This window comes from Thermaerobacter nagasakiensis (assembly GCF_055396825.1).
The window spans coordinates 1,363,114-1,383,495 of the sequence record NZ_AP043740.1 but is presented as its reverse complement, the minus strand read 5'-3'; the positions used below and the strand labels follow the sequence as shown (position 1 = coordinate 1,383,495).

At 74.2% G+C, this 20,382-nt stretch carries 13 protein-coding genes and 1 riboswitch; of the genes, 4 read left to right on the top strand and 9 right to left on the bottom strand.

Annotated features, from left to right (window positions below; genetic code table 11):
* Nucleotides 1-2 precede the first annotated feature (2 nt).
* Nucleotides 3-1,934 (bottom strand): o-succinylbenzoate--CoA ligase, encoded by a 1,932-nt coding sequence (gene menE, locus ACZ5T9_RS05900; protein WP_464834370.1) that lies wholly within the window; start codon nt 1,932-1,934, stop codon nt 3-5.
* 286 nt (nt 1,935-2,220) lie between these two features.
* On the opposite strand from menE, the gene ACZ5T9_RS05895 reads away from it, so the two are divergent.
* A complete protein-coding gene (locus ACZ5T9_RS05895) occupies nt 2,221-3,153 on the top strand; it encodes an acetamidase/formamidase family protein (protein WP_464834369.1) in 933 nt (310 codons plus the stop codon).
* 122 nt (nt 3,154-3,275) lie between these two features.
* Here ACZ5T9_RS05895 and ACZ5T9_RS05890 read toward each other — a convergent pair whose 3' ends face one another.
* Both ACZ5T9_RS05890 and ACZ5T9_RS05885 read right to left on the bottom strand, forming a co-directional pair.
* Nucleotides 3,276-3,677 carry a type II toxin-antitoxin system death-on-curing family toxin gene (locus tag ACZ5T9_RS05890; RefSeq protein WP_464834368.1) on the bottom strand — a complete coding sequence of 134 codons (402 nt, stop codon included), beginning with the start codon at nt 3,675-3,677 and terminating at the stop codon, nt 3,276-3,278.
* Entirely contained in the window at nt 3,674-3,916 is a 243-nt protein-coding gene (locus ACZ5T9_RS05885; protein WP_464834367.1) for an AbrB/MazE/SpoVT family DNA-binding domain-containing protein, read from the bottom strand. Before ACZ5T9_RS05885 ends, ACZ5T9_RS05890 begins: the two co-directional genes overlap by 4 nt.
* A 210-nt stretch (nt 3,917-4,126) precedes the next feature.
* Between ACZ5T9_RS05885 and ACZ5T9_RS05880 the strand changes: the two genes are divergently transcribed.
* A complete protein-coding gene (locus tag ACZ5T9_RS05880) occupies nt 4,127-4,243 on the top strand; it encodes a hypothetical protein (protein ID WP_006903515.1) in 117 nt (38 codons plus the stop codon).
* A 66-nt stretch (nt 4,244-4,309) separates the two neighbouring features.
* On the opposite strand, the gene ACZ5T9_RS05875 is transcribed toward ACZ5T9_RS05880, so the two are convergent.
* The 6 genes from ACZ5T9_RS05875 to menA form a co-directional block, all read right to left on the bottom strand.
* Entirely contained in the window at nt 4,310-5,941 is a 1,632-nt protein-coding gene (locus ACZ5T9_RS05875; protein ID WP_464834366.1) for an FAD-binding oxidoreductase, read from the bottom strand.
* Nucleotides 5,942-6,187: 246 nt separating this feature from the next.
* Nucleotides 6,188-7,612, bottom strand: coding sequence for an L-cystine transporter (locus tag ACZ5T9_RS05870; protein ID WP_464834365.1), 1,425 nt, complete (start codon nt 7,610-7,612; stop codon nt 6,188-6,190).
* A gap of 264 nt (nt 7,613-7,876) precedes the next feature.
* Nucleotides 7,877-8,713 carry a 1,4-dihydroxy-2-naphthoyl-CoA synthase gene (gene menB, locus ACZ5T9_RS05865; RefSeq protein WP_006903512.1) on the bottom strand — a complete coding sequence of 279 codons (837 nt, stop codon included), beginning with the start codon at nt 8,711-8,713 and terminating at the stop codon, nt 7,877-7,879.
* 231 nt (nt 8,714-8,944) lie between these two features.
* Nucleotides 8,945-12,463, bottom strand: a complete 3,519-nt coding sequence (gene menD / locus ACZ5T9_RS05860) for a 2-succinyl-5-enolpyruvyl-6-hydroxy-3-cyclohexene-1-carboxylic-acid synthase (RefSeq protein WP_464834364.1) — start codon at nt 12,461-12,463, stop codon at nt 8,945-8,947.
* 358 nt (nt 12,464-12,821) lie between these two features.
* Complete coding sequence (locus ACZ5T9_RS05855) at nt 12,822-14,660, bottom strand: isochorismate synthase (RefSeq protein WP_464834363.1); 1,839 nt, start codon at nt 14,658-14,660, stop codon at nt 12,822-12,824.
* Nucleotides 14,661-15,025: 365 nt separating this feature from the next.
* A complete protein-coding gene (gene menA / locus ACZ5T9_RS05850) occupies nt 15,026-16,021 on the bottom strand; it encodes a 1,4-dihydroxy-2-naphthoate octaprenyltransferase (protein WP_464834362.1) in 996 nt (331 codons plus the stop codon).
* Between the two features lie 204 nt (nt 16,022-16,225).
* A riboswitch (SAM riboswitch) is annotated at nt 16,226-16,335 on the top strand.
* Between the two features lie 452 nt (nt 16,336-16,787).
* Between menA and ACZ5T9_RS05845 the strand changes: the two genes are divergently transcribed.
* Both ACZ5T9_RS05845 and ACZ5T9_RS05840 read left to right on the top strand, forming a co-directional pair.
* A complete protein-coding gene (locus tag ACZ5T9_RS05845) occupies nt 16,788-19,004 on the top strand; it encodes a methylenetetrahydrofolate reductase (RefSeq protein WP_464834361.1) in 2,217 nt (738 codons plus the stop codon).
* The gene (locus tag ACZ5T9_RS05840) at nt 18,994-20,283 is read left to right on the top strand and encodes a trans-sulfuration enzyme family protein (protein ID WP_464834360.1); all 1,290 of its coding nucleotides are present in this window, start codon (nt 18,994-18,996) and stop codon (nt 20,281-20,283) included. Before ACZ5T9_RS05845 ends, ACZ5T9_RS05840 begins: the two co-directional genes overlap by 11 nt.
* Nucleotides 20,284-20,382: the final 99 nt, after the last annotated feature.

The following is a 20,382-nucleotide window of genomic DNA, read 5'->3' as shown; positions in this document are numbered from 1 at the left end:
CCCTACCCCGAGCCCAGCCGTTGTCGCAGCACATGCCGTTGCAGCTTGCCGCTGGCGGTGCGCGGCAGGGGTTCGGAGGTGAAGAGGACCCGGCGGGGCACCTTGTACCGCGCCAGCCGCTCGGCGCAGAAGCGCAAGAGAGCCTCTTCCGTCACCGGAGACGGGTGCCGGGCCGGATCAGGGGCCGGGGACCCGTACCGGCTCGGTTGCGCAGCCAGGACGGGGGCTGAGGCGCGGCTCGGCTCCGGGTCCCGGGCAGGGGCCGCAGGAGCCGAAGTGCGGTCCGGTCGCACCCCTGGGGCCGGGGTCGAGATGCGGCCCGGTTCCGCTTCCGGGGCAGGGACTGGGGTTCGGCCCGGTTGCACCTCTCGGGCAGGGGCTGGAGTGCGACCCGCTTCCGGGACCGCGTGCCTCCCGGAGCCAAGGCCCGCATCCGGTGCGGCATCCAGGTGGGGGTCACGCAGCCGCACCACCGCCACCGGCACATGCCCCCACTCCGGATCCGGCACCCCGACCACCCCGGCCTCCTCCACCGCCGGGTGGGCCAGCAGCACCGCTTCCACCTCCGCCGGGTAGACGTTCTCGCCGCCGGAGATGATCAGGTCGTCCCGGCGGTCGGCCACGTAGAGGTAGCCCTCCTCATCCACATAGCCCAGGTCGCCGGTGTGGAACCAGCCCTCCCGCCAGGCGCGGGCGGTCGCGTCGGGCCGGCGGTGGTACCCCGGGCTGACCGTGGGGCCCTGCACGGCGATCTCCCCCACCTGGCCGGGCGGCAGGTCGCGCCCGCGTTCGTCCACGATGCGCAGCCGGTTGAAGAACAGCGGTTTGCCGGCCGAGCCCAGCTTGCGCAGGGCGTCGGCAGGAGCCAGGGTGGCGAACTGGGAGGCCGTCTCCGTCATGCCGTAGGTCTGCACCACGGGGATGCCGCGGGCGGCACAGGCCTCCAGCAGCGGCCGCGGGGCCGGCCCGCCGCCCAGCAGCACGCAGCGCAGGTGCTCGGGATAGGGCCGGGGGCCGCGCTCGTCCAGCATGCGCTGGAGCATGGTGGCCACCACGGAGATCACCGTCACCCGGTGCCGCTCGATGGAGGCGTTGACCGCCGCCGGGTCGAACCGCCGGTGCAGCACCATGGGGATCCCGTAGATCGCCGACCGGAAGACGATGGACAGCCCGCTGACGTGGAAGAGGGGCACGCAGCAGAGCCAGCGGTCGTCCCGGTGCAGGCCCAGGTTCAGGGCCGACTGGACGGCGCTCCAGAAGTGGTTGCCGTAGGTCAGGACGGCGCCCTTGGGCCGGCCCGTGGTCCCCGAGGTGTAGATGATGCAGTGGGGTGCCGCCAGGTCGATGGCGGCGCGAAGCCCCGCGGTCGAGGCGGTGGACGGCACCGCGGCAGAAGCCGGGACCCCGGCGGCCCCCGTGTCCCCGGTGGAAGGTGGGGCGGCGGGACCGGCGGAAGCCGCCGCAGCGGGCCCGGCACCGGCCAGATCGGCCAGGGAGAGAAGGCAAGGCCGCCCTTTCGAGCGGGACGGTGCCCGGTTGGCTTGCGCCGGCTCGGAAGAAGGGTGGGCCGCCACCGCCGCTGCGGTCTCCCCGAACCCCTGGCCGTAGATCAGCCAGCCGGCGCCGCTGTCGGCCACCTGCCAGGCCAGTTCGGCCGGCGTCAGGCGCACGTTGAGGGGGACTAGCACAGCGCCCGCCCGAATCAGGGCGTGGATCAGCACGACGTACCCGGGCTCGTTGGCCGCCAGCGCCGCGACGGTCTGGCCCGGCTGGACACCGGCTGCCCGGAGCCGCTCGGCCAGCGCCGTCGCCGCGGCGTCCAGTTCCGCGAAGGTCCAGCAGCGTTCGTCACGGCTCGCGGCCGGATCGCCGGCCACCAGCAAGGCCAGCCCGCCGGGTTGCAGTTCCGCCTGCCGGTGAAGCCACTCGGGCATCGGCCCGGTCCATGCCCAGGTAGCCGGCCCCCCGGCCGTCCCGGGTCGACCCGGCCCACCGTGCTCCGGCCGTTCCGCCTGATCGGGAAGGGGGGATTGGGGCGTGGTCACCTTTCGACCTCCACCTGCCTCTTCGGCGTCATGGCCGGGCAGCGGTCACGGCCGCCCTGCGCACCACCACACCACCACCATCATAGGACTCGTCACCGGACCAAGACAGGCCTTTCCCCGGTCGCCACCGAAATGGCATCCAGGGACACCATGCCGTTTGCAAGGAGGGAACCCCATGGCCCACACCATCCACTCCCGTCACGTCCACTACGGCTGGGACAACGGCCTTGAGCCGGTGCTGGAGGTCGAACCCGGCGAGGCGGTTGAGTTCGAGGTGGTCGATGCCTCGGGCGGCCAGCTGAACCCCGGTTCGACCGCCGCGGACGTGGCGCGGCTCGACTTCGAGCGGGTCAATCCCGTCACCGGACCGGTGTTCATCAAGGGGGCGAAGCCGGGGGACGTGCTGGAGGTCGAGATCCTGGAGTTCGGTCCCGCCCGCTGGGGCTGGACGGCCATCATCCCCGGGTTTGGCCTTCTGGCCGACGAGTTCCCGGAACCCTACCTCAAGATCTGGGACCTGTCGGGGCCCGGTGAGCGTGCCTGGTTCAACGACCGCATCGCCGTGCCCCTCGCCCCCTTCCCGGGCACCATCGGTGTCGCCCTGCCCGAGCCGGGGCGGCACAGCATCGTCCCGCCGCGGAAGAACGGCGGCAACATGGACATCCGCCACCTGACCGCCGGCACCCGGCTGCTCCTGCCGGTGTGGGTCGAGGGGGCGCTCTTCTCCATCGGCGACACCCACGCCGCCCAGGGGGACGGGGAGGTGTGCGGCACGGCCATCGAGGCGGCCATGCAGGTGGCCTGCCGCTTCCGCATCCGCCGCGACCTGCGCCTGGACGAACCGGCCTTCATCGTGCCGGGGCCGCTGGCGTCGGGCCAGGACCCGCGGGGCTACTTCGTCACCACCGGGATCAGCGACGACCTGATGGAGGCCACCCGCAAGGCCGTGCGGGCGATGATCCGCTATCTGGGGGAGACCTACCATCTGGAGCCTGCGGAGGCCTACGCCCTGGCCAGCGTGGCCGTGGACCTCAAGATCAGCGAGGTGGTCGACGCGCCCAACTGGTTGGTCTCGGCCTTCCTCCCCCAGTCCCTGTTCGTCCGGTGAGGGCCGGTGGGCAGGGCCGCGGAGGGATATCGACCGCGGCGTGCGGCCGGCAGCAGGGGGCGGTGCGGGCGGGACTCGCGCCGCCCCGACACGTTGGTCTGTAAGGGGCGCTCGGTCGATGTTCACGACAACTTCGCCTGACTGTCTCGTCTCCTGACCCACCGCTCCACCCATCGTGCCAGTTCCCGCTCATCCATGTGACCAACCGCTACCCGTTCCATGACCTCAACCGCCTCCGCTGGTGGCGGATCGAAGACGAGACCTTCGGACGCAAGCCAGAGGCCGAGTGCCAAGAAAGCCGTCCGCTTGTTTCCATCCACAAACGGGTGGTCGCGCACAAGGGCATAGGCACACGCCGCTGCCTGTGCAACAGGCGTCAGGTAAGCAGGTTGTCCACCGACAGTCTGGAGCGCCCTCGCAACAGCCACCTCAACGCGACCTACGTCAAGAACCCCTGGCGCGCCACCGCCGAACTCGAGGGCCAGGTCGTGTAAATAGAGGATCTGAGCGGGGGTGAGACTCATCGCCGGGCGAGCTCTTCGAGGATGACCCGATGCCTTTCGGCGAATCGCCGGGCCTCCTCGACAAACGACGGGTCAACGCCTGTCGCGGAGTCCAAGGGCCGGATGACCACCTGCCGCTGGACACGATCCACCTCGACCTCGACCGGAGCACCCTCCTTCAGCCCCAGCTCATGAAGCTCCCGGGCGGGCAGGGTAACACCAAGGCTCTGGCCGATCCGTAAGATTCGCCGGATCCCCATGGCCAACCCTCCCACGCAGATCCTGATGAAAACATTCTAACACCTGGTAGGTCCAGCTGCCGCCGCTGTTCCTGGGGTTCCTGGCGCTGGCGGTCCTGACCGTGACCCGCCGCGACGTGGTCTGAGCCCGCCCCTTTGGTCATCCTATCGGACAGGCCGCCGGGCAGCGGAGCACGGATGCGGCAGCCGCCGCGAGGGAGGATCGCCGCCATGCCGACCCTCTGGCCCTGGGTCATCACCTGGGGACTGATCGTTGCCGCCGGAATCGCCCTGTGGGCCTTCATGCGCCGGGCCCACTACCAGCGCCAGCGCCGGGACAAGATCTAGCGGCCGGTACCAGCGCATCGAGCCGCCGGTACTGGCGCATCGAGTCGCCCACCGGCGCAAGGGGTCCTAGGCGGCACCGGCCGGGAAGAACACGCCCGGATTGAGCACCCCCGCCGGGTCGAGGGCGGCCTTCAGCGCCCGCAGGGCCGCCACGTGCCCGGGGCCGTGCTCCCGCTCGAAGAACGGTGCAAAGTCGCGGCCGGTGCCGTGGTGGTGGCTGAGGGTGGCGCCGTGGGCAAGGAAGGCCTCGAACCCTGCCTGTTGCACGTCCCGCCACGCCGCCCACATCGCCTCCCGCGGCGGCCGGGTGATGAAGGTGAAGTAGAGCGAGCAGCCGTCGGGGTACGCGTGGGTCACGCGGCAGAGGACCATGGCCACCGGCGACCACCGTTCCATGCGCCGGAACAGCGCCTCCCGCACCGCCCCCCGCAGGGCCGCCGCCCGGGACCACACCGTCGCCGTCTCCAGGGTATCCACCACCAGCCCGTGGTCGATCATCACGTCCCGCCAGTAGGGCTGTTGGACGAACCCCTCCCGCCACGCCTGGACCCCCGTCGGCGGCACCTCCCGCCCGCCCGCAGTCCGGCAGAGGCGCGTGGCCTCCTCCCAGGCCGCCGTCACCGCCCGCTCGACGTCGGAGTCCGTCACCTCGAAGCCCAGGTGCAGGAAGGCGCCGGGCTCCATCCCCGCCCGGCCCCAGAAGGCCACCATGGCCTCATACTCGTCCAGCAGGCGCAGCACCGGCGGGTAGATCCCAGCCTGCACGATACGCCGCACCGCCTCGAGCCCGTCGGCGAAGGCGGGGAACCGGAACCCGGTGGCCAGCTTCCGCACCGGAGGAACCTGCAACCGCAGCACCGCCTCGGTAATCACGCCCAGGGCCCCCTCGGAGCCGACGAACCAGGCCTTGCCGTCGGGGCCGGAGGCCGACTGGGGCACCTCCCGGGTCTCGATCCGCCCCCGCGGCGTCATCACACGCAGGGCTTCCACGGCCGTCTCGATCTTGCCGTACAGGGTGGCGAAGTGACCGCCGGCCCGGGCGGCGATCCACCCGCCGACGGTGGAGCAGGCGTAGGACTGGGGGTAATGGCGGAAGGCCAGGCCCTCCCGGCGCAGGGCGTCTTCCAGGTCCGGGCCCAGGGTGCCCGCCCGCACCCGAGCGCGCCGGCTCACCCGGTCGATGTGCAGGACTCCCTTGAGGTCGCGGAGGTCCACGCTGATCACCCCGGTGTAAGCCGGGGGCACGTCGGGCTCGATGCCCCCCACCACCGAGCTGCCGCCGCCCGTGGGGATCAGGGCCACCTGCCGGGCTGCGGCGTACTCCAGGAGGCGCAGGACGTCCTCCTCGTCAGCCGGGTAGGCCACCAGGTCGGGGAAGCGCAGGTTCGTACCGGTGCGCAGGCGGATCAGGTCCCCGGTGCTCCGGCCGGCGGCGTGCAGGGCCCGCTCGTAGGGGGTGGCGGCCAGGCGCCCCCGGAACCCCTGCAGGCCAGGTAGACACCCCGCCCCGTCTAGTTCGAGGCGCGCCGGAGGCAGGCGCAGGCCGTCCAGCGGTACCGGTGACCGGTAATCCTCCGCCCGCACGCCGGCCAGCACTCCCAGCGACCGCCGCCAGCGCTCCACGGCCTCCGGGCCGGGTTCTTCCCCGGCATAGCCCCACCCGTTCCAGTGCCGCACCTTGCCCGCCCACGAGGGCATGACCATCCCCCTCCCTCTCCCGGCTTGAGCGGTTCTTTCGCCCTCCCCCGCAGCGGCCCCTGGTCGCCTCCCCCATACCCTGGCGGAAAGGCGGGCCGCCGGTTCCCCCTTGGGAACCGGCGGCCCGCAGGCCGGCGCGTCCCGGCCCGTCCAAAGCTGTCCTCTCTATTCCCGCCGCGTCCCGCCGCGATGCCCGCCGGGCTCTCGACCCGCCGGGCCTTCCAAACCCTTGCAGGCTTCCGGCGCTCAGGCGCCCACCCGGACGCCGGCTTCCGCCCCGGTCCCGGTCCCCGGGCCTGGCACCCGGCGCCCGCGGTACACGTCAACGTCCAGGCGTCCCGCCAGGCGGCTGGTCAGGATCCCCGCCGTCATGGCGCCGCTGACGTTGAGAGCCGTGCGCCCCATGTCGATCAGGGGCTCCACCGAGATCAGCAGGCCCGCCAGCCCCACGGGCAGGTTCAGCATGGACAGCACCAGCAGCGACGCAAACGTGGCGCCGCCGCCCACGCCCGCCACGCCGAAGGAGCTGATGGCCACCACGCCGACCACGCTGAGCAAAAAGCCCGGCGTCCAGGGGTCGATGCCGGCCAAAGGCGCCGCCATGACCGCCAGCATGGCGGGATAGACGCCGGCGCAGCCGTTCTGCCCGATGGACAGGCCCAGGGACCCGGCCAGGTTGGCGATGCCCTGGGGTACGCCGAGTTCCTCCACCTGGGTGCGGACGTTGAGCGGCAGGGTCGCCGCGCTCGACCGGGACGAGAAGGCGAAGGTGAGCACGGGCAGCGCCTTGCGCACGTAGGCCGCCGGGCTCAGGCCGGCCGCCCCCAAGAACAGCAGGTGCAGAAGGAACATGGCCACCAGCGCCGCGTAGGAGGCGACGACGAACTTGCCCAGTTGCCAGATGGCGCCGTAGTCGCTGGTGGCGGCCACCCGGGTCATGATGGCCAGGATGCCGTAGGGCGTGAGCCGGATCACCTGCCGCACCATGCCCATGACCACGCCCTCCAGCGCCCGGACGATCCCGGCGAAGGTCTCGGCCGCCTGGGGGTCCCGGTGCCGCAGGCCCAGGTACGCCGAGCCGACGAAGGCCGCAAAGATCACCACGGCGATGGTCGAAGCACGCCGCTGCCCGGTGAAGTCGAGGAAGGGGTTGGCGGGCAGCAGCTCCAGCAGCCGCTCGGGCGCCGACATCTGCTGCAGCTCGCCGAAGGTCTGCTCCAGCTGCTGGATGCGCTGGGCCTCCGCCTGGCCCTGGTGGAACTGGCTGGCGTCAAGGCCGAACAGGCCGACGGACCCGATGCCCAGGACGGCCGCGATGGCCGTGGTGGCCACCAGGATCGCGACCACGGTCAGGGCCAGCCGGCCGGTGTTGTCGGCCAGTTCCATGCGGGTGAAGGCGGAGACGATGGCGACGAACACCAGCGGGATGGTCACCATCTGGAGCAGCTTGACGTAGCCCGTCCCCACCAGGTTGAACCACTCCACCGAGGCAGGGATCACCCCGGGCTGCGCCTCGTAGGCGGTGTGCAAGACGAGTCCGTAGATCACGCCGAGCCCGAGGCCGGCGAACACCCGGCTGGAAAAGCTGAACCCGCGGCCCTTCATCCAGTAGAGCACCGCGATCAGGACGAACAGGCCCGCGACGTTCAGCGCCACGGGAAGCCATGCCATTGCGGGATCCTCCTTACCTGCCCGGTTTCCCCTGCTGCGGCCGCCGCGGTGGTCCCGCAGCATCCCTCCTAATCCGCTCGGCATACTCATTACATCCCAGGGCGCTCCCGGGCGCAAGGGACACCGGTCACGGTAACCCGGCCTGCACCGAACCCGCTGCAGCCGTGCCTACTTGAAGCAACACAATGGCCCCGCGGAACAGCGGGGCCTCCGGTCAACATCGGTGGGCGGACCGAACCCATGCATGGAACCGCGGTGTGCCCATCAGGGAAACCGCGGGAACTTGCTCCAGTCGGGCTTGCGCTTCTCCAGAAAGGCCCGCTGGCCTTCCTTGGCCTCGTCGGTGAGGTAGTAGATCAAGGTGGCGTCGCCCGCCAGCTGCTGCAGGCCCGCCAGGCCGTCGGTGTCGGCGTTGAAGGCCGCCTTGAGCATGCGGATGGCGATGGGGCTCTTGTCCAGGATCTCCCGGGCCCACTTGACGCCCTCCGCCTCCAGCTGGTCGGCGGGCACCACGGCGTTGACCAGCCCCATCTCCAGGGCTTCCTGGGCGGTGTACTGGCGGCAGAGGTACCAGATCTCGCGGGCCTTCTTGTGCCCCACGATGCGCGCCAGCAGGCCGGCGCCGTAACCGCCGTCGAAGCTGCCGACCCGGGGCCCCGCCTGGCCGAAGCGGGCGTTGTCCGCGGCGATGGTCAGGTCGCAAACCACGTGCAGCACATGGCCGCCGCCGATGGCGTAACCGGCCACCAGGGCGATGACCGGCTTGGGCAGCGTGCGGATCTGGCGCTGCAGGTCCAGCACGTTGAGCCGCGCCATGCCCCCTTCGTCCACGTAGCCGCCGTGGCCCCGCACCTTCTGGTCGCCGCCGCTGCAGAAGTTGCCTCCCGCCCCCGTCAGCAGGACCACGCCGATGCGCGGGTCGTTGCGGGCGTCGGTGAAGGCGTCCTGCATCTCCATGACCGTCTCGGGCCGGAAGGCGTTGAGCACGTGGGGCCGGTTGATGGTGATCTTGGCGATGCCCTCGCCGTCGGCCTTCTCGTAGATGATGTCCTCGTAATCCTTGACCTTGATCCAGCGCGGAAGCTGGACGTCCGTCGCCATCCCCTTCCCTCCCCGGTGACTCTGTCCCTTCGGGCTGCCTGTCCATCGTAGCACGCCATGGTACCTACCACGCCGTGGTACCCGCCGCGCCATCGTAGCACGCCGGGCGGACCTTGGGCGGGCCGGACTCTTGGGGCGGCGGCGACCCGCGCCGCACCGGCAACCGGGCGGCGGGGCCATCCTCCGGCTGCCCGGGGCCCGCCAGGGCTTTCGCGCCCGGGCTTTCCCGGATCACGGCCGGTGCTCCCGCCAGAAGGCTCCCACCTCCCGGACGAAGGCGGCCGGTTCTTCCAGGTGGACGGTGTGCCCTGCCCCCGGGACGATCACCGCCCGCCCGCGCGGAATCCGCTCGGCCATGGTGCGGGCCAGGGCGGCGTATTTGGCATCGGCCGCGCCCGCCAGGCAGAGCACCGGCATGGGCAGGTCCGGCAGGCGGTCCCAGAGGGGCGGCTGAACCCCGGCCCCCATGCCCCGCAGGCTGCCGGCCAGCCCCCGCGGCCGCTGGGCCAGGCGGGCGGCCCGGACCGACGCCCGGGCCGCGGGGTCGAGGTCCTTAAGCCCGGCAAAGAGGGGCAGCTCTTCCCAGGCCCGGGTGAAGGCCCCGACCCCCTCCTCCTCGATCCGGCGCGCCAGGGCCTCGTCGGACCGGCGGCGGGCCTCCCGCTCGGCGGGATCGGCCAGCCCGGGCGACGACGACTCCAGCACCAGCGAAGCCACCCGCTCCGGCGCCGCGGCCGCCAGGCTCAGGGCCACCCGCCCGCCCATGGAGTAGCCCACCAGGTGCACCCGCCCGATGCCCAGCCGGTCCAGCAGGGCCAAAAGGTCGGCGACCTGCTCCTCCATGCGGTACCGGTCCGGGCCGGCCGGCGCCGCCGAGCGGCCGTGGCCCAGAAGGTCCACGGCCAGCAGCGGCCCCGCGGCGGCCAGCTGGGACCAGACCCCCGCCCAGGTGGCGGTGTTGCCGGTGAAGCCGTGGAGCAGCAGCGCCGGCTCCGGGAGCCTGAAGCTGCCCCCTGCCGGCAGGAGCGCCGGTAGGAGCGGCCCCAGCTCCAGATGGTGGCGGAGTGGCCAGCCTTCGGCTTCGACGTAATAGCGGGCCCCGCGGACCCGGACGAACCCGGCCCGGGCGCCCCCGGCCGGCGGCGCAACCCCAGGCTCTGGAGCCTTCCCACCGGCTCCCTGGGCTCGAACCTGCCCGCCGGCCACTGCCAGCACCTCTGCCGGCCGGGATGCCGGGTCCTCCTGGCCTGGCCCCCCCCTGCCTTCCGCTGCCGGGGGGGTTGAACCCGCCGCAGCCCCATCGCCGGCGGGCTCCAGGGCCCGGGCGGTGGCCGCCTCCGGCGGCGCGCCGGCCAGCCCAGCCTCTGCCAGCGCGGCCGCCACCGCCTGCCAGATCTGCCGGTGGTGGTCCACATTGCGCTGCCGGTTCGTCCGGATCTCGATGATGGACGGGCCAGGGATGCTGGCGTCCGCAGGGCCGGTGCCCTCCGCGGGGGTACCCGCGGCGCCCGGGAGGCCGGTTCCACCGCCGCCCCGCGCCCGGTCCAGCGCCTCCTGCATGGCCGTCTGGAATTCGTCCCAGGTGTCGACCCGGCGGTAGGGGATCCCGTACAGGGCCGCTGCATGGCGAAAGTCAAGCCCGTGGGGCGTGCCCCAGAGCGCCTCGAACTCCGCCGGATCCAGCCGGCTCTGGGCCAGGAAGGAAAAGATCCCGCCGCCGTCGTTGTTCACCACCACCGTGACCAGGGGCAGGCCGTAGCGGGCGGCCGCCCAGAGACCGTTGAGGTCGTGATAGAAGGAGAGGTCGCCGATCAGCAGCACCACGGGCCCCTCGCCGGCCGCCGCCACCCCTGCGGCGGTGGAGACCACCCCGTCGATGCCGGCGGCGCCCCGGTTGGCCAGGATGCGGACGGGGCGCGGCCCCGCCGGGAAGAAGGTGTCCACGTCCCGGACGGGCATGCTGTTGCCGGCAAAGAGCAGGGTGCCCGCAGGCAAGAGCCGGGCCAGCTCCGCCGCCACCCGGGGCTCGGCCGGTTCGTCCCACCGGGCCAGCTGGCGGGCCATGGCCTGGCGGGCGATGTGGTTGAGGCGCTGCCAGAGGCCCAGCCAGGAACCTGCACCCGCCGGACTCAAGGCATCGCCGGGCACCGGTACGGGATCCGCCGGACCGCCGGCGGCTGCCGAACCGGCCGGGACGATCGCGCTGGAGAAACCTGTGGAGGAACCGGCGGCCCCCGGGCTGGACAGCGCGCCCTGATCCCGGGTCGCCGGCGGGCCGCCCGCCCGGGATGCCATCCCCGTCCCGGCGGGCTCCGTCCCCGCTACGGCTTCGGCCCCCGTCCCCGGGGGTCGCAGGGTCTGCGTCCCCGCGACGGCTCCGGCCCCCGTCCCGGCGCACCGCCGGGTCTCCGTCCCCGGGGCGGCTTCACCCGCCGCACCAGCCAGGGCCTGGGGCTCGCCTTGCCCGGCCGCCGGCTGGTCCTGCCGGGCCCGGGCCGGTTCGTCCCCGCCATGGGCCGCCGCTAGCTGCGCCAGCTGCCAGCAGGCCTGCACGGGGTCCGCCCGTACCACCAGCGCTGCCCCGTGGCTGGGGTCGGGCCAGCCGCCCTCGTCGATCACCACCTGCACGGCCCCGGGGTGCCGCTCCAGGAACTGGGCCAGCGGCTTGGACACCGGCATGCCGCCCAGGCGCAGGACCACGTCGGGGGCCAGGGCCTTTGCCAGGCCGGGGACCCGCAGGAACGCGTCGTAGGCGTCGATGATGGGGCCCGGGACCGGCCCCGGCACCACATGGGAGCCACACCGCACCCCGGATAGGGGGTCCGCCAACACGGGCAGCCCAAGGCGCTGGGCCAGCCGGGTCACCGCCACGGCCAGGGGCGGCCCCTCCGCGGGGGCGGCCGGCGCGCCGCCGGGGCCGCCTGCCGCCGGCCCCACGCCCGGAGCCGCCGCCAGCACGGGGGAAAGGGGCCCGCAGACGATGAGCCCCCGCCGCGCGCCGGCCAGCAAGCTGAAGAGCTCGTGGGCCTGGGCTTCCGTCAGGGCACCGGCCCCCAGCCGCGGCTCGACGGGCCGCGGCCGGGCAGGCCCCGGCGGGGCCTGCGGCGATGGGGCCTGCAGCCTTGGGGCCGGCGGCGGCACCTGCCACACCCCCGCCGGACGGGGTTCAACCGGCGCCTCGGGCACCAGGGGCTCCCGGAAGGGCACGTTCAGGTGGACGGGGCCCGCCGGGGCCGCCAGGGCCTCGGTCACGGCGCGCACCGCCGCCCGGGTCACGTAGGCGCGGGCAGCGGGGGCGTCTTCCGGCAGGGGCAGGTCGGCGAACCACTTGGCGTGCCGGCCGTAGAGGTGGATCTGGTCGACGGTCTGGGAGGCGCCGAACTCCCGCAGCTCGTGGGGGCGGTCGGCGGAGAGGACCACCAGCGGAACCCGGCCGTAGCGCGCTTCGATCACCGCCGGGTAGAAGTTGGCCGGCGCCGTCCCCGACGTGGCCACCACCGCCGCCGGCCGGCCCGTGGCGCGCCCGAGCCCCAGGGCGAAGAAGGCCGCCGAGCGCTCGTCCAGCTGCACCCAGAGCCGCACGCCCGGATGCCGGGCCGCCGCCAGGGCCAGGGGCGTGGACCGGGACCCCGGGCACACCACCACGTGCTCGACCCCCGCGCTCACCAGGCCGTCCACCAGGGCCAGGGCCCAGACCAGGTTGATCCGGCCCCGGTCCGGTTCCCCGAGGGCGGCAGATCCGGGCGCCACGGCGGGCGCAATGGCCCCCGGGCCGGAGGGCCCGGCGGACCCAGCAGGCCCGGCCGGCACGGCTGCCCCTCCAAGATCTCCAGGCCCGGCCGAACCGCCACGGCCGGCACGTAAAGCAGCCCCTGCCGGGCCCGCATGCCCCGCGGATCCACCCGGACCGCCAGGCACGGCAGCCCCGCCTGGACCCACGGGCGCAGCCGCCCCAGCGGCGCCCCAGGCTCCCGCGGTCCTGCTGCCGACATCGCCCCCGCCGGAGGATGCACCGGCCACCGCACCCCCCGCGGCGGGCCCGGCCGCGGCGCCGGCCCTTCCTGCGCCGGGCTCCTCCCGCTGCCCTTGGGGGCCCGCTCCCACCGGCTCAGCCACCGTGGTCCACCTCCGGGGCGCCGGGTTCCACCCCCAGGGCGGAGGCCAGCGGCTGCAGCTTCAGGGCCGTCTCGTGCCATTCGCGCCCGGGGTCCGACCCCGCCACCACGCCGCAGCCGGCAAAGAGCCACGCCTCGGGCCCCCGCACCACCCCCGAGCGGATGGCCACCGCCATCTCCCCCTCCCCCCGGTGGTCGAACCAGCCCAGGGGAGCCGCGTACCAGCCCCGGCTTCCGCCCTCCCAGCGGCGGATGAACTCCAGGGCCCGCTCCCGCGGCCAGCCGCCCAGGGCCGGTGTGGGATGCAGCCGCGCCACCAGCTCCGGCACCGTGGCGCCGTCGACCACCCCCGTGATGGGCGTGTACAGGTGCTGCACGTTCCGCAGCTGGAGCAGGCGGGGCTCCGCCGGGACGTCCAGCACCCGGCACACCGGCCCCAGGGTGTCCCGCAGCATCCGCACCACCAGCGCGTGTTCTTCCCGTTCCTTGGGACTGGCCAGCAGTTCCCGGGCCAGGGCAGCGTCGGCCTCAGGGGTCGCCCCCCGCGCGGTCGAACCGGCCACCGCGGCCGTCTCGACCCGCCGGTCCCGCAGCCGCACCAGCCGTTCGGGCGTGGCCCCCAGGAAGACGGTCCGGTCTCGGGCCACGGCGAAGATGAAGCATTCGGGGTAACCGGCCTGGAGCCGGCGCAGGGCCGTCCCGGGATCGAAGGCCGCCGCGGCCCGCAGGTGCAGGCGGCGCGCCAGGACCACCTTGGCCAGCTCGCCCCGGCCGATGGCGTCCAGCGCCGCGCCGAGCATCGCCTCCCACTCGTCCCGGCCGGGCACCGCCCGCGCACCCAGCAGGGACGGGAATCCACCGGCCCCGTGCGGCCGGGCGGACGAACCGGACCCCTCCCGACCGCCGGCTGACCCAGGCCAGCCCGGTGCACCGGGCGCAGCACCGAGCCCTGCGGCTCCGGCCAGTTGAAGACCGGCCCGGCCGCCTGGCCCGGCCTCCGCCTTGCCCGGCCCGCCAGGGCCCGCGGCACCGGCAGGCCCTCGGGGGTCCGTCCCGCCGCTTTCCGGGCCCCGCCCGGCCGTGGAAGCGACGGCCAGCAGCGAGAGCCAGCGGCGACCGCGCTCGCCGGCGGCGGTGGTGGCCGCCACGGGCACGCGCAGCCGGATGCCCCCGGGGAAAACCCACCCGGCTCCCTCGCCACCCGCGCCTGCGGCATCCGGGGTTCCGGCCCCCCTCTCCGCCGCCGTCACCACCCCGGGGACCACCACCCGGTTGAAGGTGAGCCAGGTCCCGCCGCCTGTCCGGGTGACCAGCAGCTCCGGCAGGACGAAGCGCGCCGCGGGGAAGCCGGCCCACAGCAAATCCGCCGCCTCCTGGGGGTCGAAGGCGAAGCCCCCCACCACCACCGGTCCCGTTCCCCACACGCCGTGGGGCGCATCGATGAGCGCACCCTCGCACAGGGCCTGCCAGGCGGAAGCCAGGGCTGGGGCGATGGCGGCCAGGGGCGCGCCGGGGCCGGCTCCCGCCGCTTCCGGCCCGGCCGGCGCATCCGGACCTGGAGCGGATTCCAGGACGGCTGCCGCCCCCAGCGCGACCATGGCCATGGTGCCGCCCGGAGCCGACCAGAGCGCCCGCTCGTGGGTCAGGATGGCGGCGCCCTCCCACAGCGCGACGGGGTCCAGGTCCTCGGCGGCGACGGTGAAGCTCACCACGGCAGGCCGCCGCCCGCGCCGGGCCTGGTCCCGGGCGCGGGCATGGAGCCGGTCCAGATCGCGACTGACGGGTCCCGTGAGGGACGCAAGACGGGGCACTTCCCTGGCCAAGGATGTCATCCCTCTATCCTAAGGATCGTAAGTTCGCCGAACCCGGCGGATTGCTGGTTCCTTGAATCGGCAACGGCTGGCGTCCCCGGTGAACTCTGGGTGAACATTCATTCACCGGCGACCCAAAGCAGGGATGTTCGTGAGCGAGGCCCAGATCCCTTCCTCAAGGCCACCCGGCCGGGCAGGGTCCGCCACACCCGTGCGCCCGCCTCGCCCGGCGGCTCGCCCCGCCCGGCTGCCGGCTGCGCCGTCCGCAACCCCGTTGCACCCAGGTCGCCGGGACTCTCAAGACCGGCGGCCCCGGCGATGGGCTCGGCCCATGGCGGGCGGGTGGGCCCGGCCGGCCGGCTCGCTCCCGCAAACCCCCGGTCCTGTCAGGACCACAGGGCCGATCGCAGCCACCACCAGCCGTATCCCGCCACCAGCGAGACCCCCGCCGCCTTGTAGAGCCCCAGGGCCAGCCGGCCCAGGCGGTAAAGGTCCTGGTGCCGGTAGGGTCGGGCCAGGAAGAGCGGGGCCTGCCGCAGGCAGCGGGCCGCGGGCACCAGCGTGACCAGCACCAGGGCGGGCAGCCGCCCGGCCGCCACCCCGGCGACGATCAGCACCGCCGTGGCCGCCACCCACCCGAAGTACAGGCGCAGGGCGCGCGTCTCTCCGAGCCGCGCCGCCACGGTCATCTTGCCGGTGGCCCGGTCTTCTTCGATGTCGTGGATCGACTCGGCATAGAGGATCAGGGCCACCAGGGACACCAGGGGCAAGGAGGCCACCAGCGCCTCCGGGGAAAGGGTGCGGGCCTGGACGTAGTACGAACCCAGCACCAGCACCGCGCCCATGTTGAGTCCCACCATGACCTCGCCGAGCCCGCGGTAGCCGTAGCGGACGGGCGGAGCCGTGTAGAAGAGTCCGCTGGCGATGCCCAGCAGGCCGAAGGCCAGGGCGGGCCAGCCCGTGCGGGCGGCCAGGTAGCCGCCCACCAGAGCGCCGAAGCCGAAGGTGGCCCAGGCTCCCCGGCGCAGGCTGTCCGGGCTGAGCCACCCCGCCTGGATCACGCCGCTGCCGCCGGTGAAGGGCGCATCGCCCTCGTACATGATGTAGTCGAAGTAGTCGTTGGCCATGTCGGTGCCGGCGTGGATGGCCAGGCTGCCCAGCATGGTGAGCAGCGCCAGCCACGGGTCGAAGTGGCCCTCCCCGCCGGCCACCAGGATCCCCACCAGCACGGGGATGATGGTGACCGGCTTGAGGTGGGGGCGGCTGGCCTGGAACCAGGCCCGGGCCAGCAGGCGCCAGGAGCGGGCGGTGGGCGCCTCGGCCCCTGCGCCCGCGGCCGCCGCCCGTGCCATGGCCGGGCCGTGTTCGTCCGCCTGGTGCACCGGATCTCTCCCCCATCCCGCGCCCGCCGGCCGGGTCACGCTCCCGTCCGGGTGGCCAGTGTACCGTTCCAGGTGCCCTGTTGCACGTCTCTTATTGTAACGAAGGACGCGCGTTCCGCCCTGTTGCCGGGATGGCGGAACCCGGCTATACTGTCCCTAATCTCCATTGACAACGCATGCGGCCGGCCGAGCCGGCCGACCCCTCTCTTATCCAGAGCGGTCGAGGGACGGGCCCGATGACGCCGCGGCAACCGGCGACCTTGGTCGTGCGGTGCCAACTCCCGCGGCTCCCTCCGGGAGCCGAGAGATGAGAGAAGGGGGACGGGGACCCTGCTGCGATCACCAAGCCCCTTCCTCCTTCGGAAGGGGCTTCTTCTTTGGCCGCCAGAGCTTAAGGGACCGGGGACCCCAGGTACCCAGGGGTCCCGGAGCCCGGCGAGCCAGGGGCCGGTGGGGCCGGGAAGGGCCCGTTCCCCCCCATCCTGCAGCGCCGAGCGCCGTGCGGAAGCCCAGGCACCCCGTGCCGGGGCGCTGTCGCCGGCGCCGCGAACTGGAGGTGACGACCAGGGTGACCCAGCCCTTCCGGCCGGCCGCCGGACCGCGACCTGCCCACCCGGCCACGGCCGACTCCCAGCCCGACGACGCGGCTCCGCCGCGGGCGGCCTTCCCTGCCGCGGGCCACCCGCCCGAGGACAACGGCCCTGCGGGCCCTGCCGGCCTCCCTCCGGCACGCCCGGTTTCAGGGGGCGGGGGCGGAGGAACCTTCGTGCCCTTCGCCCCGGATCCGGCTCCCCGAACCCTGCCGGTGGTGAGTCCTGGACCCGTCTTGCCCGCCCTGGCCGATGGCGACCCCTCCTGGGCCCTGGCCGCCCGCCCGGTCCGGCCCTCCCCCGCGGGCGACAGCCCGTCCGGCGGCGGACCCGCGCCGTCCCAGCCTGGCCCCGGGGCGCCCGGGGGGCCCCGGGGCACGGCCCGGGAGGAGGAAGAACCGGCTCCGGGCACCGCCCTCCTGCCCCTCACCGAACCCGCCGCGGTGGAAGGCGTCCACCTGGCGGCCATCCGGGCCGGGGCCCGCCTGGTCCGCACCGCCACCCGCTGGGCCAGCCCCTGGTGGCTGCCGTCCACGCCCCCGGAGCGGATCGAGGAGACCAACCTCTGGGCCGCCAAGCTGGCGCGATCCGCCCGGGAACTGGCCGGGCGGCCTTGCCTGGTGGCGGGGTTGTTGGGACCGCTGCCCGCCACCGCCGCTGCCGGCGGCGGTGCCGAGCCGGAGGCCGTCCTGGAAGGATACCGCTGCCAGGTGGCCGGGCTGCTGGCAGGGGGCGTCGACCTGTTCTGGGTCGAAGCCCGCCACCCCCTGGAGGCCGGCCTCGCCCTGAAGGCCGTGCGGGAGGCGGCCCGGTTGCCGGTGGGTGTCCTGCTGGTGGGGGAGGGGGAGCCGCCGGATGCCCTCCCCTCCCCCTGGCTGGAGGCGTTCCACTCGGCCGGCTGGCCCGACGCCCTGGGTGTGGCCACCGGCGGCGGGCCGGCGCGAGCAGCCCGCTGGCTGGCGGCGGTGCGGCGGGCCGGGTGGAGCGGCCCGCTGTGGGTCACCCTGGGACGGCTGAACGGCGGGGCCGCACCCGGGGCCCGTGGGCTGGCCGGGCCCAAGCCGGCCACCCAGGACACCGGCGGGTGGGATGCGTGGGATGCCCTGCGCCTTCTCGGACCCGGCTGGGTGGGTGGAACCGGCGCCTGGCAGCCTGCGGACCTGGAAGCTCTGGCCGCCCGCATCCAAGCGGTCCACCCGGAGCCGGAGGGCCCGGCCCCGGCCCTGCCGGTCCCCGGCCCTCTGAACCGGACGGGTCCGGGCAGCGGCCCCGCCGGGCCGGGCGCCGGCCATCCTGACGCCGGCCATCCTGACGCCGGCAAGCAGGCCGCCTCCTTGCCCGCCGCTGCCCTTTGGGGCAGGAGCCGGCCTGCCGGTGCATGCTCCCTCCCAGGCGCAACCACCAGCGGCGCGGGCGGGGCCACCGGCCCCGGAAGACCCGCTCCGCTGCGGGAGAAGCTGGGGCGCCGGTTCGTCATCAGCGTCGAGCTGGATCCGCCGCGGGGTCCGGTGGCCACCAAGTTCCTGGCCGATGCCCGCACTGTGGCGGCGGCCGGAGCCGATGCCGTCAACGTGGGCGACAGCCCCATGGCCCGGCCGCGGATGGCGGCCTGGGCCGGTGCCCTGCTGGCCCGCAGCGCCGGCATCGACGCCATCATGCACTGCACCACCCGGGACCGGAACCTGATGGCCCTGCAGGCCGACCTGCTGGCCGCCCATGCCCTGGGCGTCCGCAACGTCCTGGCCCTGACGGGCGACCATCCCCGCCTGGGTTCCAGCGGCACCTCCCCGGTCTACGACGTGGACTCCATCGGCCTGCTGGAGGTGCTGGCGGCCCTGCGCCGGGGCGAGGATCCCCGGGGCAACGCCCTGGGGGCGCCGGCCGACTTCACCGTGGCCTGCGCCCTGAGCCCGTCGGCGGACGACCTGGACCAGGAGCTGGACCGCTTCCGCCGCAAGCTGGCGGTGGGCGTGGTGGACTTCGTCATGACCCAGCCCCTCTACGAGCTGGAGCCCCTGGAGCGGGTCCTGGACCGGCTGGGCGGGTGCCCGGTACCCCTCGTCATGGGCGTGATGCCCCTGCACAGCGGCCGTCACGCCCATTACCTGCACCACCAGGTGCCCGGCATCTCCATCCCCGCCCGGATCCGCGAGGCCCTGGACCGGGCCGGCGAGCGGGGTCTGGAGGTGGGCCTCCAGCTGGCCGAGGAAGTGGTGGAGGCCGCCCGGCCCTACATTGCCGGGGTCTACGTCGTGATCTCCTACGGGAAGGCGGAGCCGGTGGCCGAGTTCGTCCGGCGCTTGCGGGCGCGGCTAGACGGCCCCCTTCCCGCGGCGGCAGCCCGGGGCCCGGCAGCCCGGAGCCCGGAGGAGGTGCGCCACCATGCCGGTTGAACCGGTCCCCGCCCGGTCCCAGGGCGGGGCGGTCCCGGACCCGGAGGGGACCCGCCCCGTCCCCCGGCTGCAGCCCGCCACCCGGGTGGTGCACGCGGGCGTGCGCCGCGACCCCCGCACCGGGTCCGTGGCCGTGCCCATCTACCAGACGGCCACCTACGAGCACCCGGGGCCCGGCCAGACCACCGGCTGGGATTACAGCCGGCTGCACAACCCCACGCGGGAGGCCTTCGAAGCGGCGGTCAACGGGCTGGAAGAAGGCTTCGCCGCCCTGGCCTTCGCCTCAGGTATGGCTGCCCTCACGGCGGTGCTGCACCTCTTCCGGCCCGGCGACCACCTGGTGGTGACCGAGGACCTGTACGGCCACACCTGGCGGGTGCTGGACGAGCTGTTCCGCCACCTGGGCATCGGCTACACCCTGGCCGACACCACCGACGCCGCGGCCGTGGCGGAGGCTCTGACGCCGGCGACCCGGGCCGTGCTGGTGGAGAGCCCGACCAACCCCCTCATGCGGGTGGCCGACCTGGACGGGCTGGCCGCCCTGTGCCGGCACCATCGCCTGTGGCTGCTGGTGGATTCGACCCTGTTCACGCCCCTCTTCCAGCGGCCCCTCACCCGGGGCGCCGACGTGGTGATCCACAGCGCCAGCAAGTACCTGGCCGGCCACAACGACCTGGTGGCGGGCGTGGCCGTGGCGGCGACCCCGGCCCTGGCGGACGAACTGACCTCCGTGCGCACCGTCACGGGCGGTATCCTGGGGCCCCACGACGCCTGGCTGGCCGTGCGGGGCCTCAAGACCCTGGCGCTGCGCATGGCCCAGGCCCAGCACAACGCCCTGACCCTGGCCCTCTGGCTGGAGGCCCACCCGGCGGTGGCGGCGGTGTACTATCCGGGGCTGCCGTCAAGCCCCTTCTTCCGGCGCTGCCGGCAGCAGGCGGAGGGCTTCGGGGCGATGCTCAGCTTCCGCCTGCAGGATGCCGGCCGGGCCGGCGACGTGCTGCAGCGGCTCCGGCTCATTCTCTTCGCGGAAAGCTTCGGCGGCGTGGAGAGCTTGATCACCCACCCCGCCAGCACCACCCACAGGGAGATGCCTGCCGCCTTGCGGGAGCGGCTGGGCATCGACGAGGGGCTGCTGCGGCTTTCGGTGGGCATCGAAGCGGTGGACGACCTGGCCGCCGACCTGGAGCAGGCGCTGGAGGGGCCGTCGGCCCTGTCCCTGGCGGAGGCCCGCGCCCGGGCCGAAGCCATCCTGGCCGGCCGGGCGCGGCAGGAGGCGTGAGAGCGGAGCCCCCCGTGCTCCCGGCTGGCCGGAGGCCTGTGCCGGCGGCTCGCCCGCATGGCGGCCCGGCCCCTGGGCTCGAGGCCCCCGGCCTCGAGC